This window comes from Microcoleus sp. CZ3-B2, assembly GCF_036705055.1.
GTDB lineage: Bacteria > Cyanobacteriota > Cyanobacteriia > Cyanobacteriales > Microcoleaceae > Microcoleus.
The window spans coordinates 28,081-44,255 of sequence record NZ_JAUBTN010000029.1; the positions used below are offsets into that span (position 1 = coordinate 28,081).

General features: G+C 45.3%; 16 protein-coding genes. 9 read left to right on the plus strand and 7 right to left on the minus strand.

All coding sequences use genetic code 11. From position 1 onward, the window contains the following. Positions 1-252 precede the first annotated feature (252 nt). The 5 genes from QUA97_RS15015 (at position 253) to QUA97_RS15035 (ending at position 5,585) form a co-directional block, all read left to right on the plus strand. Complete coding sequence (locus QUA97_RS15015; RefSeq protein WP_194067386.1) at positions 253-1,086, plus strand: Crp/Fnr family transcriptional regulator; 834 nt, start codon at positions 253-255, stop codon at positions 1,084-1,086. A gap of 612 nt (positions 1,087-1,698) precedes the next feature. Next, positions 1,699-2,367: an HAD-IB family phosphatase gene (locus QUA97_RS15020; protein WP_194067387.1), complete on the plus strand. Its 669-nt coding sequence runs from the start codon at positions 1,699-1,701 to the stop codon at positions 2,365-2,367. A 227-nt stretch (positions 2,368-2,594) separates the two neighbouring features. Further along, positions 2,595-3,224: a methylthioribulose 1-phosphate dehydratase gene (gene mtnB / locus QUA97_RS15025; RefSeq protein ID WP_194067388.1), complete on the plus strand. Its 630-nt coding sequence runs from the start codon at positions 2,595-2,597 to the stop codon at positions 3,222-3,224. A gap of 144 nt (positions 3,225-3,368) precedes the next feature. Further along, entirely contained in the window at positions 3,369-4,403 is a 1,035-nt protein-coding gene (locus tag QUA97_RS15030) for a patatin-like phospholipase family protein (protein ID WP_194067389.1), read from the plus strand. 366 nt (positions 4,404-4,769) lie between these two features. Further along, positions 4,770-5,585, plus strand: coding sequence for an MlaE family lipid ABC transporter permease subunit (locus tag QUA97_RS15035; protein ID WP_194067390.1), 816 nt, complete (start codon positions 4,770-4,772; stop codon positions 5,583-5,585). Between the two features lie 117 nt (positions 5,586-5,702). Here QUA97_RS15035 and QUA97_RS15040 read toward each other — a convergent pair whose 3' ends face one another. Continuing rightward, positions 5,703-7,175: an SGNH/GDSL hydrolase family protein gene (locus QUA97_RS15040; protein WP_194067391.1), complete on the minus strand. Its 1,473-nt coding sequence runs from the start codon at positions 7,173-7,175 to the stop codon at positions 5,703-5,705. Positions 7,176-7,423: 248 nt separating this feature from the next. Here QUA97_RS15040 and QUA97_RS15045 point away from each other — a divergent pair, with 248 nt between their 5' ends. After that, positions 7,424-7,768, plus strand: a complete 345-nt coding sequence (locus QUA97_RS15045; RefSeq protein WP_194067392.1) for a Dethiobiotin synthetase — start codon at positions 7,424-7,426, stop codon at positions 7,766-7,768. Between the two features lie 47 nt (positions 7,769-7,815). Here QUA97_RS15045 and QUA97_RS15050 read toward each other — a convergent pair whose 3' ends face one another. After that, a complete protein-coding gene (locus QUA97_RS15050) occupies positions 7,816-8,013 on the minus strand; it encodes a hypothetical protein (RefSeq protein WP_194067393.1) in 198 nt (65 codons plus the stop codon). Between the two features lie 250 nt (positions 8,014-8,263). On the opposite strand from QUA97_RS15050, the gene QUA97_RS15055 reads away from it, so the two are divergent. Next, positions 8,264-8,659: a hypothetical protein gene (locus QUA97_RS15055; protein ID WP_194067394.1), complete on the plus strand. Its 396-nt coding sequence runs from the start codon at positions 8,264-8,266 to the stop codon at positions 8,657-8,659. Positions 8,660-8,674: 15 nt separating this feature from the next. Here QUA97_RS15055 and QUA97_RS15060 read toward each other — a convergent pair whose 3' ends face one another. Both QUA97_RS15060 and QUA97_RS15065 read right to left on the minus strand, forming a co-directional pair. Continuing rightward, positions 8,675-9,964, minus strand: a complete 1,290-nt coding sequence (locus tag QUA97_RS15060) for a glycoside hydrolase family 24 protein (RefSeq protein ID WP_333195111.1) — start codon at positions 9,962-9,964, stop codon at positions 8,675-8,677. 331 nt (positions 9,965-10,295) lie between these two features. Beyond that, a complete protein-coding gene (locus tag QUA97_RS15065; protein WP_333195113.1) occupies positions 10,296-10,955 on the minus strand; it encodes an NAD(P)H-binding protein in 660 nt (219 codons plus the stop codon). 121 nt (positions 10,956-11,076) lie between these two features. Here QUA97_RS15065 and QUA97_RS15070 point away from each other — a divergent pair, with 121 nt between their 5' ends. Then, positions 11,077-11,793: a DUF1997 domain-containing protein gene (locus QUA97_RS15070; RefSeq protein WP_333090658.1), complete on the plus strand. Its 717-nt coding sequence runs from the start codon at positions 11,077-11,079 to the stop codon at positions 11,791-11,793. 171 nt (positions 11,794-11,964) lie between these two features. Here QUA97_RS15070 and QUA97_RS15075 read toward each other — a convergent pair whose 3' ends face one another. Genes QUA97_RS15075 through QUA97_RS15085 form a run of 3 tightly spaced genes read right to left on the minus strand, consistent with a single transcriptional unit; the run spans position 11,965 to position 14,941 of the window. Beyond that, positions 11,965-13,290, minus strand: coding sequence for an O-antigen ligase family protein (locus QUA97_RS15075; RefSeq protein WP_333195114.1), 1,326 nt, complete (start codon positions 13,288-13,290; stop codon positions 11,965-11,967). Further along, positions 13,290-13,796 (minus strand): PEP-CTERM sorting domain-containing protein, encoded by a 507-nt coding sequence (locus QUA97_RS15080; RefSeq protein ID WP_194067398.1) that lies wholly within the window; start codon positions 13,794-13,796, stop codon positions 13,290-13,292. Before QUA97_RS15080 ends, QUA97_RS15075 begins: the two co-directional genes overlap by 1 nt. A gap of 41 nt (positions 13,797-13,837) precedes the next feature. After that, entirely contained in the window at positions 13,838-14,941 is a 1,104-nt protein-coding gene (locus QUA97_RS15085) for a hypothetical protein (RefSeq protein ID WP_333195115.1), read from the minus strand. 80 nt (positions 14,942-15,021) lie between these two features. On the opposite strand from QUA97_RS15085, the gene QUA97_RS15090 reads away from it, so the two are divergent. Continuing rightward, complete coding sequence (locus QUA97_RS15090) at positions 15,022-16,164, plus strand: IS4 family transposase (RefSeq protein WP_333195116.1); 1,143 nt, start codon at positions 15,022-15,024, stop codon at positions 16,162-16,164. The last annotated feature ends 11 nt before the right edge of the window (positions 16,165-16,175 follow it).

Sequence of the window (16,175 nt, forward strand, 5' to 3'; positions counted from 1 at the left end):
GACCGGCTACATCCAATTAATCGACGTTTGAGCGATTTTTGGGCTACATAACAATAATTTACGTGAAACTCTTTGCTGAACTCTACCATTTTTATGTATTTTTTGCTACATTGAATTTTAGGTAAAACTGAAAATAATCAGCACTGTTAAGAAGCGTGCAAGTTCGATCGGGGGTTGGTTGTCTCACTTTGTATCAGAATGCTGGCAGAAGCTGTTTTTCTAACTAATTAAATATATCCCAGAGCCTCACTTATGCAATCAACTTCCACACATCTAGAGACGATCGATCGACCTTTTATCACTTGGCAGCGAATTATCGACTGGGCCCAGGAACACTACCGCTGCCGGACTTTTAGCAAAGACGAAAAGATTCCCGCCAGACCCGGACTGCTTTATTTAGTCCAGAAAGGTTCTGTGCGGCTTGTAGGTAGCGCTCAAGTTAGCGTCGGGGCGAAGCCGGGGCTAAAATCAGCTCGCAAAACTACAGAAGAAGCTTTTTTGGGCTTCGTCGGCGCGGGTCAACCTTTTGAGCTGGTTGCTCAGTCTCCGTTTACTCTCCAAGCTTTCGCTCATGCCGATCAAACTCACGTAGTGTGGATGTATTGGCACGATTTGGATAATTGGCCTCACTTTCGCCGGGAAATTTTGGATGCGTTTCGCTACCAGCACCAGCGGAAACTCCTCTGGCTGAGCACTTTGGGACAGCGCCGGACGATCGACCGACTGCTGGGTTTTCTCACTTTGTTGATCGAAGAGTTCGGCGAACCTTACGTAAGTGAGGCAGAACCGGATGTGGTTCGGGGCTACAGGCTGCCTTGGGTGTTGACTCACGCTCAAATTGGCAGCGCTATCGGCTCAACGCGGGTGACTGTGACGCGACTGATGGGCAAGTTGCGATCGAAAGGTTTGATTAATACTGAGGATGACAATTTAATTTGTTTGCCGACTAAGGCTAATCCCCAAAAAAGTAAAAATCAAAAGCAGGATGTAGAAGCATTCCTCGAAGAGGATATCGAAGATTCTCTAGAAGACGATATCGAAGATGATATCGAAGATGATATCGAAGACGATATCGAAGATTCTTGATAAAATCTTCCGGGCCAGTGTCAGAAACAGCGTTTAGCTATTATATCAACCGCACCAGAGGGCGGGGAAGTTGTTCTCGCATTGCACGCCGATGCCGTCGATTGCTTCTGCTTTGGATCTAAACTAAAGCGTTATTTTGCAACGAAAATTCAAGGCTTTCTTCCCTCTTGTTTCTTCCTTCTTCCATTTCTCTTCTTGTCTCTTTTTACCCGAAGAACAACTGGTAGAGTGTAGCCGAAGGAAGCCGAAGCGAGCCTTCTTCCTGATGACCAATGACTGATGACCAATGACTGTTGACTGTTGACTGTTGACTGTTGACTGTTGACTGTTAGCTGTTGACTGTTAAGAGGGCGGGCCCGCACCATCCACCGCCCCTACTGACTGTTGACTGTTGACTGTTAGCTGTTGACTGTTAGCTGTTATTGGGAATTGAGAATTGGGCTCTAGCGTTGTGGAGGGATTGGGAATTCGTAGCAAGTAACCAATAACCAATAACTAATGACTAATGACTAATGACTAATGACTAATGACCAATGACTAATGACTAATGACTTCTTCGGTGTACGATGAATAGTGTAAACTTTTCCCGTTCTCTATCTTGTGCGACTGACAATGACTGATGACAAGCAAAATTCTCCAATTCCGAACGATCGGCAACGGGTGGTATTCTGCGATTTTGACGGCACGATCACTGTTGAAGAAACTTTTGTGGCAATGCTGAAGCATTTTGCACCGGAATTATCGTCTCAACTAATGCCGGAAATGTACGCAAGAAGGCTGAGTTTGCGATCGGGTGTGCGGCAGTTACTAGAGTCTATTTCTTCGGAACGTTACGGGGAAATTGTGGAATTTTCTAGGGGACAACTGATGCGACCGGGATTGGTGGAATTGCTGGATTTTTTGGACCAGCAAAAGGTGGATTTTGCGATCGTTTCTGGCGGTTTACGGATTATGGTAGAGGCGGTTATGGGTGATTTGGCACACCGGGCGATCGCTATTTACGCCGTGGATCTGGACTCTAGCGGCCCTCGCTTGCAAGTCAATTCTGAGTTTGAAGGAGATGCAGAATTGGTGTCTAAGGTGCGGGTAATGCGCCGTCACCCTGCAAAGGAACAGGTGGCAATTGGAGATTCGCTGACGGATTTTAATATGGCTTTGCAGGCTTCGTCTGTGTTTGCACGCGATCGGCTTGCCGAGTATCTAGACGAACAGCAAAAGCCTTATACTAAATGGGATAATTTTTTTGACGTGTTGGAAAATTTGTCCCAGAAATGGAGTTGAAACTATAGCCTTTCTCAGGTGAATTAGATTCTCTTGGGCATTGGGCAAACAGGGCATTGGGCATTGGTGTTTCCTGTTCGTAGAAGGGAATTGTGAATTACTTTCTTCGTACCTCACTCTGCGGTATGTGTATTGGTAAGGTGCACATTGTGCACCATACATTTAAATAGACTAGCGCAATTCTGATTAACGTAAAAGCTGGATAAAAAACTGAGGATTTGCAAAGAATGAGTGGCGATTTGAGACCGGATTTAATTGCAGCAGCCAAACATTTTTACGATCGCGGTTGGATGGTGGGGACTGCTGGCAATCTTTCGGCCCGCTTACCAGATGGCAGTTTTTGGATTACTGCTAGTGGTCGCGCGAAAGGGCAGTTGACTGAAGTAGATTTTATCAGAATGAGCTCCGAGGGTGCGATCGTCGAGCAGCCTGTTCCCGACAGCCGCCCTTCCGCCGAAACCAGCATTCATTTAGCCGTTTACAATAGTTTTCCAGACGCTAAAGCTTGCTATCACGTCCACTCCATCGAAGCAAATTTAGTTTCTCGGCTAACCGAAGGCGATGCAGTGCCTTTACCCGCGATCGAAATGCTCAAAGGTTTGGGCGTGTGGGAGGAAAACCCCCAAGTGGCGATACCCCTATTTGCAAATTATTTGGAAGTGCCTAAGATAGCCAAGGAAATCTGCGAATACTTTGCCATTTGTGCACCCTCTGTACCAGCTTTACTAATTCGCGATCACGGCATCACAGTCTGGGCAGACTCGCCAGCCGCCGCCTACAATTACGTAGAAATTGTAGAGTACATTTTTCGATACACGATCGCAGCCCGCCAATTAAATTTAGATTTGAAATATTAGATATGAATTTAGGAAATTCCTAAACGCAAAATCTAATATATCTAGGGTGTTTCGGGTGTACCTTACCGCTAAGTATCGTATCAAACACTTTTGATTTCAAAAGTGTAGCCAACAAGCAAATATCCAAAAAAGGAAACAAAAATTATGTCTAAATATAACAGAGTTTTATCCATAGACGGAGGCGGAATCAGAGGAATTATCCCCGCACAAGTTGCAGTTAGCATCGAGTCAAAGCTGCAACAGAAAAGCGGCAACCCAGATGCGAGAATAGCTGACTATTTCGATTTAATCGCCGGCACGAGTGCGGGAGGAATTTTAACTTGTATCTATTTATTTCCCGATCCCAAAAATCCCAGCAGACCTCGGTGGTCTGCCCTAGACGCTGTTAATTTTTCTATCAACAGCGGCCGCGACGTTTTTAAAAGTTCATTTTGGCAAAAAGTTCGCTCTATAGACGGTTTGATAGATGAGAAATATCCCAGCCCTCCGTTAGAAGAATTCTTTCGGAAAAACTTTAGTGATTGCCAACTCAGCCAACTGCTGAAACCTTGTTTAATTTCCAGTTACGACGTGGAAAGAAGAAAAGCTAATTTTTTCAACCAAATGGATGCGAAACAACATCCCGAAGCTGACTATTTTATCAGAGATGTTGCCCGAGCCACATCGGCCGCTCCCACTTACTTTGAAATTCCCAAAATTTACTCTTTGACAAACGAATGCTACGCTTTAATTGACGGGGGAGTATTCGCAAACAATCCGGCACTTTGCGCCTATGCGGAAGTGAGAAATAAATTCACATTTTCCGACGATCGCCCAGAGAGAGGCCCGACAGCAAAAGATATGGTCATTTTATCTTTGGGGACGGGAGAAGCTCAGAAAAAATATCCCTACGAAGAAGTGAAAAATTGGGGTCAAATTGAGTGGGTTGAGCCTTTGATTAATATCATGATGACGGGAGTTGCTGAAACTGTAAATTATCAATTGTTCCAAATTTATGATGCGATTGAAAGACCAAATCAATATTTGAGAATTACTCCCGATTTGAACCACGAACCACCGCTGCGGATTGATGATGCTTCGGAAGAGAGGATATTGGATTTGGTGAGAATTGGTAAGGATCAAGCCGAAAAGCATGACGAAGAGTTGGATAAGTTTATCGACTTGTTGCTTGCCGAGTAGCCATCAAATTTTAGATTTTGGATTTGAGACTTGAGATTTGACAATTGGGAAAAACTGAGGATGACCACAAAACTAATCAGTCTCAATCTAAAATTTAAAATGGTATAACCTACCAACGGCAAGGCTGGCAGACTAAAAATATGTTGACAAATCGCGCAGTAATTGCTGTAGAATTGGGTAAGTCTCTATTTAGCAATTCTTTGCCCTGTTTGTAATTAATCGCGAGCTGTCAATAATATCGTTTCTGGTTGCATCGGAATAATAAAATCGAGTCAACAGTTAACACTCAACCATTCAGTTTTTCGACCCGCCAGTCAACAGTCAACAGTCAACAGTCACCTGACGGTGCAACCGGAATTGATATAATTGGTTAAAAAATACCAAGAAAAGCGCGATCGACATTTAGATGAAACCTTCAATAACAGGTGGTTTCAGCGGTTTTTAGTGACGCTGTTCCTGGGCGGTCAAGTGCTGCTGCGGATACTCCAATGCAAAATTGACCGCCGCAAAATCATGGAACATTTAGTAACAGTAGGCCTGGATTCTTTGCGTTCAGTGCTGCTAATAGCCTTTTTTGCGGGCATGATTTTTACTGTTCAATCGGCCAGAGAATTGATTCGGTTTGGGGCGATTGGGGCGGTGGGAGGTGCTTTTGCTCTGGCATTTTGCCGGGAATTAGCACCGGTTTTAACGGCGGGCGTGGTGGCGGGACAAGTAGGTTCGGCCTTTGCCGCAGAGATAGGAGAAATGCAGGTGACGGAACAAATAGATGCCCTGTATATGTTGAGAACAAATCCAGTTGATTATTTAGTAGTGCCGAGGGTGATAGCTTGCTGCATCATGCTGCCGATTTTAACAATTTTTGCGGTAGCGGTGGGGATTTTGGGCGGGCTGTTTGTGGCGGCTTATTTTTACGAGTTGGAACCGTCGGTATTTTTGGAATCGGTGCGGACTTTTTTGGGGCCTTGGGATTTAGTAACTGTGGCGATTAAGAGTTTTATTTTTGGGTTGATTATTGCCCTTGTCGGTTGCGGTTGGGGGTTGACAACGGCGGGCGGTGGGAAAGGGGTAGGTCAAGCTGCAACGGCGGCGGTGGTGACTTCTTGGGTGTTTATTTTTGTGGCGGATTTCTTTTTATCGCTGTTGATGTTTCACGAGTTGGGAATTACGAGAAGCGGGTAATTGTTGGTAGAAGACTCGGCGGTTTAAACCGCGTTTACACAGACAAAACCCGGATGGTGCGTGGGTTGAAGAAATAACTACATAAACTAACTTCGTAGTGAGGATTTTAGTTTTTCTTCATGGCGCAGGAATATCAGGAATATAAGGAGGGCGATAGACTCGAATTGCTTGAATGGGAACTGTGCCTTCTGTTTCAGGAATGATTTCAAGGATGTGTTTGGAGTTGCTTAAATTCTGAGCTAATGTTGTAGGATATTCGCGGTTGGAATCTGCAATTTGTGGCGGAATGTATGAATCTACAAACATCGGCTTAACTTGCCACGTAATCTCAAAGCCTTTTGGTGTAGCCTTTTTCGAGTAGTCGTAGGCATTTTGCAGCCACCAGTTTTTCGGTTCAATGGCGATGCGGCCAGATTTTGAAACGAACATTTTGTCGTTTGTACCGCTGCCGTCGTAACCTGTTTTGGAACCTATGACGTCAAATTTAAACTTGCTGGAGTCGCTGTTAATTTCGGTAATTACTGCTTTCCAATCTTCGACGATTAGCGGTTTTTGACTGGATATTTGGAGAATTGCGGGCCAAGCGACGCCCAGACTAGCGCTGGGTCTGGTGATGGTGTAAAGTTCGGGAAATTCTGAGGGTTTTTTGCCGTCGATCGCAATTTTAGCAGAAATCGCGCCGCCGTTGAAGGTTTTATCGGCGATCGCATCTATCCGATTTCCTTCAAACTCTAAAACCAACTTGCCATCTTGCCATTTAACATCAGTACCAACTGTATAGGTTTTGACTAACTCCGGCGGCGTTTGAGGAGAACTTGGGTTATATCGCAGGTGCGGTTTGATCAAAGCAGCTAGCAGAAAATTTCCCCACTCGTTGAGGTGAATGCTGTCGCTCAATAGCTGTTTTGGTTGCAAGCGATTGTCTTGCAAATACCTGCGCCAAGGTTCGCGAATTTCCGCAATTTCGCAGCCGTATTTATCTGCCAATTCTGGCAGCCATTTTGTAGAATGAGTATTGTGCCATTCATATCCTTTGACTTCATCTGGATTATCGCTACTGTTACCTGCGGGCAACCAGTTTATATGGTCTGAATGCAAGAGTATTTCGCTAGCGGTGCGGCTGCGGACATTGGCAATTATCGCTTCGTAATCCTCATCACCTCCGTAGACGTGAAAAATTAGCAAATCTGGATAAAAAGGATACAAATCGTGCTCGCTGGGACGGAGCAAAATCGGCGCGGCAAATCCTCCGATTGCCCGATTTTCAATAATCAAATCAGCGTAGGGAAATCGCTGTTTCAAATCCTTTGCGACATCTTTCCACCAATCTTGCTGAGTGATGGATTGACCGTAAAATAGGATGCGTACTTGGCGGCGTTCTGTGGGAGTGCTGGCAGCAAGTAACCCCATCGTTCTTTGAATTCTGGCCCCAAAATTAGCATTATTTGCAAGGGGAGCGGGCGGCGGAAATGGCGTTTCTGCCGATGTTTTGGGAAGGAGCGGAACTAACAGGAAGCTCAGACACAAACACAGCGGCCATAAGTAGCGATAAATTTTGGATTTTCTACTATTTCCCTGCCGTTTTGCCATTGTTTTATTTTTCCGTTCTCTAAAACTTATTCATAACTACCAACCGTAGCTGTAGGGTACGCTGCGGCGCACCTTCCGAAAGCTGTGCGGCCCATGAAAATGCGTTGTTACAATTAGCTGTACGGTAGATGACAATGCGCGCTTAAGGAGTTGCTTTTTTTCTTCGGTCTGCTATATTAGCAAGTTGAAAGCGACAAAACATGATATAATTCCAGCTAATTAATTGCAGGAGATCGATCGCACATCCAATGGATTACAAAACAGCCCGCAGTTTTCTGATCGACCAAGGAAGCGCCCTCGAAACTAAAAAAAATCCCGATGCCTTCCTGATGCGCCTCAAACAAGGTCAGCCACCGGTACCCGGACAGGTGACATCGATTTTATTAGCTTTAAAAATATTGTTTGAGGGCCTGCAAGAATCTCCCATGCTCGATCGGCAATTAATCTCGGCACTGCATTTACTCTCAGTAGAAAGTTTGCAGCAATTTGAAGCCGGACTCGACAAAGGAGTTTCTTGGCCCCCGCTGCTGAAAGAAGATTTAAGTCGAATTGCGATCGCAGTCAAGAATATTTTTGCCGGAGTGTGGCAATAGTTTAACTCAGTCAACTCCGGATTTTTAACAATCAAAGTTATCAAACTCTACTCGCGCAAGCTTTCCAAGGATGCCAAAAGAGCCGGCAGTCCCGCCAGCGAAGCAGATACCAAAGCCTCATCTTTGTAAACTCGCGATCGCGCATAGCTGATACTTTTACAGCCAGAGGCGACACCGCCTCCCTGTTCCAAATTTTCTGTTTCCAGCCGCCCTAAATTTTTAGTTTTTCGCGTCAGGCCCAACATAGCAGCATCCTCAATTAATCTCTAGATATGCGCCCGTGAGATTTCTCATGGCTTGCTCAATATTTCTATTGTTACTCAGATTCTTAATCGAGATGAAACCGTGAAATAATTATTCACGATAGACAGGGATCGAGTTAAACTGCATAACAACTCTTATTAATTTGTTACAGGCTGACGTTATTTCAGCCGATCGCCCGCAGCGCCACAGCAGGAACCAAAATCGCTGATTTCGCAAAAAAAACTCAGATAAATGATGCTAACTCTCAGTGCAGCCACCGTTATAGCTCAAATCAGGCCCGACATCCAAAATTTGCCCGATGGAGACTATCGCTTCCGAGACTCATTTGCGCTCGATCGACCTTTTCGAGAAATCCAATTTCGCAAACGAGATAAATACATCACCGGTAGCGACTCCGACAAACGCACCGGAAAAAGCTACTGTTTTCGGGGAATCCCGCAGCACAACAGCATTACGAACATCACGGTAGCGATCGATATTTCGCCGAAAACAGCACAGAAAACCGAGTGGAAACTAGCACCGGGAAACCCGATTAATTTCGATCGGCTTTATCCGCTGCAAGCTGGGCCGGGATTAGAGTTATACAAATGTCTGACCGCATTTTTACCGGAGTTAAAAAAACCATGAACCAGTCAATGTAACCTAAGAACCAGCATTGGCCAATTCTTCCCGCAGCATTTTTTTATAAACTTTCGGCAAACTCGAACTCATAGAATTGTTCTCAATTCCATATCCCAAACTCGTCCAAGTTCCCGAAAGCATCCGAAAAACATCAGTTAATCTGTCCTGCCGCAACATCTGTGAAATATCAGCTTTCCAAAACTTGCGATCGCTCAACCAAGCATAAACCACAGCATCCTGATATTCCGGTTCAAAACTGTAATCTTCCCAGAATAAAAAATTAGCGCGACGGGCGTGATAGCGCTTCGCCTTCTCCTTCCAAGTCGTAGTCAAAAATTGATATCTGCCCGCCGCCGTAGTACACTTACCTCGATTCGGGCCGTTAACAATTCTCACGCACCAGTCAGGATGGCGGCTCAAATCCAATACATATTTACCGCCGTAAACAACGTGATAAGGCCGAGAAACATTTGACTCGCTAGCAGAAATAGTACGCATCAAAGCTCGAATGTAAGGATCGCCGGTTTTCATAGCCAGCGGCGGCATTTGTCTCACCTCGCTTGCTGACTGCGAAAACGGCAAATTTCGCGGCAAATTGGCAACCAAAAAAACACTGCCGCCAATCACAGCGCCGATTAAAAGTAGAAATCCCAGGATTTGAATTTCCGATCGCCTCAACAAACCAGTGTGGCGACGGCCCCATTTCTGGGCTTCCAGCAAAGTCATTTCCATGTCCGCAATTTCGGCTAATTTTCTCGCCAGCCGCCTCCGGCGCACCCGAAAATCGTATTGATATAGCGGCGCAGCTAACAGCGTTAAAATCGATAAAACCCCCGCCAATTTGACCAGCCAGAAATCGAATTCACCCGCAATCGCCACATTTGTGAGATTAGAGATTCCTGCGAACAATTTAGCCGGATCGATCGCGCGCGCGGGCCAATAAAAAATCGCCAGTTGCACCAACAGCGCCAGATTAAACGCAAAAAAAAGCACTACAACAGCATTCAAGCCTTCTCGCAAGTGCGATCGCATACCAGTAAGCCCGCGCTTGAACTTGCGCCCTTTCCCCTTGGGGCCAGGTAGCATAATTAGTAACGGATTTAAGATTTTGACGGCGAAAAAGTGAGCGACAAAGAATAAAGGTAACTGAATCAGCCAAGCCGCCAACAACAAAGTCAGAAAGCCAATTTCATCGCTAGCGAAAGGAATGCCCCTGCGAAGGATAAAACTAAAACTCTGGGCGAGAGCAAATGCCCTTAACCACGAAATCGGATAGGGGAACCAAGCTGGCCACTTGAGAGTTTTCATCATGCTGAGAGAGGGAAATTTCAACGGCGGATGGTAAAACTATTAAGATTTTGTCAGATTTGGCGATCGAAAAATTGCTGCAGGGTGCGAAGCCTCAATTTTTGATCGGGGCACTGAAGATTTGAGATTGATATCGTTTCCGGTTGCATCGTCAGGTGATTTAACCGCAGAGAACACAGAGGACACAGAGAGAGAGAATAGAGATATGAATACAGGACGATGCTACCGGATTTGATATGACTCCACAGATGCAGGGTGCGCCAGACCAAATTTTTGACTCAACTCGAATAGTTGTTTTTGCCTGACGCACCGAACCCAAACAAGCTTAATTCAATCAAACCACACCGGCAAACAACTCCTCAAAACTCTTTTGTGGAGCATCCGGCTTCGCGACAATTTCCACAATCTTGTTGCGAGAAGCCGGCTCAAACAGCGCCTCCACGCAGACTTGAGCTACCTTAGTGCGGGGAATGCTGTTCTCAAACAGTGTATCCGCACTCCTCATGACGATCGCATCTGAATTATCCTCATTTTTGAGACCGCCCGGACGGACGATCGTATAAGTCAAGCCACTTTTTTGCAAATACTCCTCAGCCTGTTTTTTCCACACCAGAATCAGCCAAAACAGATTTAGCGGGTGAAAAAACTGAGAAACGCACAGAGAAGTCACCAGCACAAAATGCTCAATTCCCTGAGCCTTAGCGACCTCCACCAAATTTTTAGTACCTTCAAAATCCACCTTGTAAGGCCCTGTCGGGTCAAAACCAGGGGCCGCCCCCGTGGCGCACAGCAACACCGTACTATCGCCGATTGCAGCTCGCAGAGAAGTCGCATTTAATACATCCCCTGTCACTAACTCAGCCTCCGGTGGTAAAATCTGTCTAGCCGTCTCCAAATTTCGGACTAAAGCGCGCACGGGAATGCCTCGCTTGACCAATTCTGTGACAATTCGGCGGCCAGTCTGGCCTGTGGCTCCTGCTACAAATGCTTTCATAAGTCAGGTTATGCTGTTCTTGGGTAAATTTTGTTGCAATCTATTTCCCAATTGTAGGGAGGAAACTTCCTTACCGCATCCCCGACCCGATCGATTGGCGTGTATTACAGGAGAGCATATTATGAAGCAGGATTCCGCTGAATATCAAACTACTGTTGAAGCTTCTGACGAAAATTGCTACCCAGATGCGAGTTTCCGACAGCCCGAAAGTGGAAGTGCGGATGTAGCAGAGGAAGTTGAGCCGATTTGGTTTCACGCCCATTTTGAAGACAGCATGGAGATGTACGCCGATGCTGCTACGGTGGCTGAGCATTTGAACAATCACAAGAGTTGGTTTTGTCAGTGCGCTTGGCCGATGAAAGCTGAGCCGATCGGCGAAAACGGCTACGATCTATTAATCGGGCGTTTTGGGGCTTTCGGCTACCGAGTTGAAGCGAGAATCGGTTTAGAGTTGCTGCCGCCGGACGCTGAAGGCTGCTATTTGATTAAGACAATCCCGGTTCCGAATTATACCGCCCCTGGATATGAGGTGGATTTTCGATCGGCAATGAACCTAGTAGAGATACCGTCTGACGAATTTGCCGCCGATTGGCCCGCGTCGGAACGCGCGAAGCTACCGCCTGCGATTACCAGTGCCGCGTGGAAGCTAGATTTAGCTGTGGGGGTTTGCTTTCCTAAGTTTATTCGATCGATGTCTCAACCATTAATAGAAAAAACCGGCGATGCGCTTTTGGAAAAAATCATCAAACAAGTTAACCGCCGCTTAACCTATAAAACTCAGCTTGTTTTTCACGAAAGTTTGAACATTCCTTTTCCCAAAAATCCTAAAAAACACTAACAAAACTTGCGCCCCAACTCACCTCTTCCCGGTGCCAGGGGCGCATCTTACCCTGAATATTACGAGCTTTCTGGCGGCTTTATCCTGACTAGATATCTTGCACTCAATCGCTTTCAAATTCTTCAATCATCTGCGTTTATCTGTGTTTATCTGCCTGACATCTGCGGTTTCTCAATCCAGCCAACACTTAGGCAAAATATCTAATCTTCTTTTCTCACTACCTTGAGAACGAAAATGTTTAACTCCAGCAAAACTGAGCGTCCACCATACCATATGTGCGTATTGAGCGCAGTCGAACCAAGTCACAGCGAAAACCAGATAAGCAATAGCAACTGCTGCCATCCCACCAATCGAGCATTGGAGCGCTAAAGATAAATAATATCCCCAAAGTGCGATGCCAGCAATCAGTCCCAAAACACCAAGTGAAACCGTTGTATCCAAAATCAAATTGTGAGCTTTATAAGTAGGAATTTCTCTGGTGCTAATTTCACCTTTTATGTTAATATAGTCGTAGGTAAACTCGTTCAAGTTGACAACTATAGGAGTTATTTGAGGATTTCTGATATAGGGATAGGCAATCCCTAATCCGTCAAATCCCCATCCAAATAGCGGGCGCTTTTTGATGCCTCGCGCTGAGAGTTCCCACATCGGGGAACGGCTGGACATGACTTGTTCGATGCTCGGTTTTTGCCAGTTGAGGGGTCGGTTGACGGTCATGATGCCCACAGCGAGGGCTCCTATCAGGGCTATGCCGATGAGAATTTTGTAATAAGGGCGATCGAGCAAATAAGCACTGGCAACAATCAAAGCTACAATTGCACTGCGGGTAGAAGTTAGCAGCAGTGCCGGAACAGTTAAAATCAAAGTAATTGCAGTTAATTTAGTAGTCGTAAATCTCCAAAACCAACCGACAATCGCAGTAATCGCCGTCAGCACTAAAACTATGGATGCGTGTCCGCGATGGGAGTACAATCCTATAGGTTGCTGTTCTTGAAAAATGCTGCTGGCTAGAACATCTTCTCTGATTAGTCTGCCCATTGTAGCGGTGTAGTCAATCCGCCAGTCAATAATTTGAGGAAAGATACTCAGAGAAAGGATGATGCCACCAATTAGCAATCCTTGGAATTGGGAATTGATCAGTTGCGGGCGTGCGATTAGAAGCAAACTGTTGCTGAGAGTGAAGGCGGCGATTAACAGCCAGTAAAGCCAACCGTCTCCCATTTGGTCTTGACCGAAAAAAGATGTTAAAGGAAAGGGACTGTGCAGGGTAGAGATGGCTCCTATTGAGAGAAATATCGTCCAAAGTATGAAGCTATTTTTCCAGTTTTGGGGAATCGCGATGGATTTTTTTTGCGATAATAAAAGGCCGATGTTGAGGGAAATTATTAGCCAAACAATCAATACTTTGGGCGATGTCCAGATGAGGCCGCGGGTAGTTCCCCAGGGGTTGATGAGGATGATGCTGAGGGCATACAGGATGGTGTAAAGGGTTTTCATTACTCTTTGTTTTTCCTGTTTTTGAGCTTGAGAAGTAGACCTAATCCACCGAGTGCCAAGAGAGTACCTAAGCCGCTGGTGGGTTCGGGAACGGCTTCGGCGGGGAGGGCGTCGTCGTCAGGGTTTTTAGAAGCTAGGGAGTTGCTATCCTTTGATGCTAGTCCTGGGTCTTCCAGTAAGTCGCCGCTGATGCCTGCTAAATCAAGTTCATTTTCGTTACTGTCAGTTGATGATAATTCTGGGTCTTCCAGTAAGTCGCCACTGATGCTGGCTAAATCAATTTGGTTTTCGTTACTGTCGGTTGATAATGATTCTGAATCAAGAAGTAGATTGCTGCTAATGTCAGTTAAATCTACCTTCTTTTCGCTGCTAGGAGTTGATGATAGTTCAGAATTTTCTAGCAGTTCGCCACTAACACTAGCTACGTTTACATCTTTAGAGTTGCTAGAAGTTGAGGATAGTTCAGGACTTACAAGTAACTCGTGACTGACGCTTGCTATGTCCACGTAATCAGTGGCATAGTTATTGTTACCTTTGCTAGCATTTTTTAAAAGTGGCGTCTGGGGTAAGGTAAGGGCATTAGCGCTTCTGAGAGAAGAAGCGGGAACCGCCCGAATCGGACGACCGCCACCCCTGGGACTCGGTGCTGGACGCGGACTCGGTGCTGGACGCGGACTCGGTGCTGGACGCGGACTCGGTGCTGGACGCGGACTCGGCGCTGGACGCGGACTCGGCGCTGGACGCGGACTCGGTGCTGGACGCGGACTGGGGCTGGGGGCTGGGCGAGGACTTGGGGTAGGAGATCGTCTTGGAGTCGGGCGCGGACTTGGGGTAGGGGATGGTCTTGGGGTAGGGCGCGGAGAGGGTGTAACAGACACGCATCCGCCACCACCGCTAGCACCGGAATAAGGTTTAGGGCTAGGATTTGGGGTAAATGTGCTTGTCCAACCCATGAAATACCATTGTAAATTTTGACAAATCCAACAGTTTTATTGTTGATTATTTTAGGCCCTATAAACTTAGCTAAGTAAAGTTCAAAATTCCAATCATTGTTATAAAAGTAACTTGGTTTTGGGTTTTGTATAGAATTGTAAGGTACGTCGAACGCAGAAAACAAAAGCTCTCCTGTTTGAGCGTTGGTTTTTCCAGATGATCCTCCACCGGGATAGAAAGGGTTGAGAGGATTGGGAGTATCAATTAAATCAAAATAAGTTTTTGTCTGACCATAAACCGTTATAGGCTGACCGCCCGTATTAACAGTTGCTCTTTGAATCCAAAAAGTATTATTATCAATGTTTGGATTTGGTTCATCCTGACGGCTACGCTCGTAATCTACGGAGAAAGAAGCTCCTACTCCACCTTTATTGCCACCCGGTATAGGAAATGTCACTCCTGGATACTTACCAGCTAAATCACCTCCACAAGGAGTCAGAGGTTGACAGGGATAGTAACTTGTAACATTAAAATTCCCGTTTAAATTTGCACCTTTTTTGAATTGCCAGTTAGCTCCATAGCTTTGTCCTAGTATATTCAAAAAATCCCTGCTTCCACCCCGTTCTATTTCTTTTATATTTTTCGTTTTTACAGTAACAATGCCAGTAAGATCGCTATCGGGAATACCTGGGGGGGTGACAACCCGCCTGAAACCCATAGTTACTAAGGATTGAGCCAACTTGTGCTAAAAAAAGATAGGCAGCAGAATTGTTACACGCTTGCCTATCAAAAAAAAAAATGATACCAACATTCTACCTCATTCATTTAAAAAAACAACTAAGTTCAGCTCAATTTAAACTGATTGGAATCTTGCTACCCTTGATACAATCAGAAAAACAAGTGAGATTAGAACGGCTCTCGCGGGTATTTCCCTATCCAATTACAACAGAAAGTCGGCGTAAAAAACTACAAAGGTTTCTCGATTTGCCTCACTTAACTATCTCACTAATTTGGTTCCCATTAATTACTTATTGGTTGATTACTTATTGCCGTGTTGGTCAAACTTTATCAATTGCAATCGACCGCAGTCAATGGGGGCGCATTAATCTATTTATGGTGACGCTGATCTGGGAGCGAAGAGCAATTCCATTATACTGGTCACTGTTGCCCAATTTGGGAAACAGTAACTTTGAGTCACAAACAACCAATTTACAGCAAGTTTTACCATTATTTTCCGAATATAAAGTCATTGTTTTAGGAGACCGTGAATTTTGTTCTGTCGACTTGGCAAACTGGCTGAGGGAAAAGGGTGTATCTTTTTGTTTAAGACTGAAAAAGAATCATTGTATCGAAACGGAACATTTAGTTTGGCAACGGCTAGATCAATTAGGAATAATACCAGGAACCTCTTTATATTTTCAAGGTAAAAGAGTGAGGAAAACTCGACCTGCGACCGGATTTGATCTTGCTTGTAAGTGGAAAAGGAACTACGGGGGATGGAAGGTTGATGAAGCGTGGTTTATACTCACAGATTTAGGATCATTGCCGGCAGCTATCGATGCTTACAAGCAACGGATGGGCATTGAAGAAATGTTTCGAGATTGTAAAACGGGAGGCTACGATCTTGAAGGAACTAGCTTACAAGGAGACCGACTTATTAAGATGATTTTGCTCATGACGCTCGCCTACAGTTCGGGAATATTTCAAGGCAATGAAATGAGGAAAAAGCAGGTGCAAAAATATGTATCTCGCCGCAAAGAACCTAAAAAAAGATATCGAAGACGGAGTACATTTGGTGTTGGTTTAGATGGAGAAAAGTGGGTGAATTATCTCGAACAATATTCTGACGAGGTAGAACAGTTAATGAAGTTAACTCCTTCTAAACGCCGCTTTTACCAACAAGGTATGCGGGCTGCAACCCTTATACAGTCTATCTCGTAGACCTCTTTGTC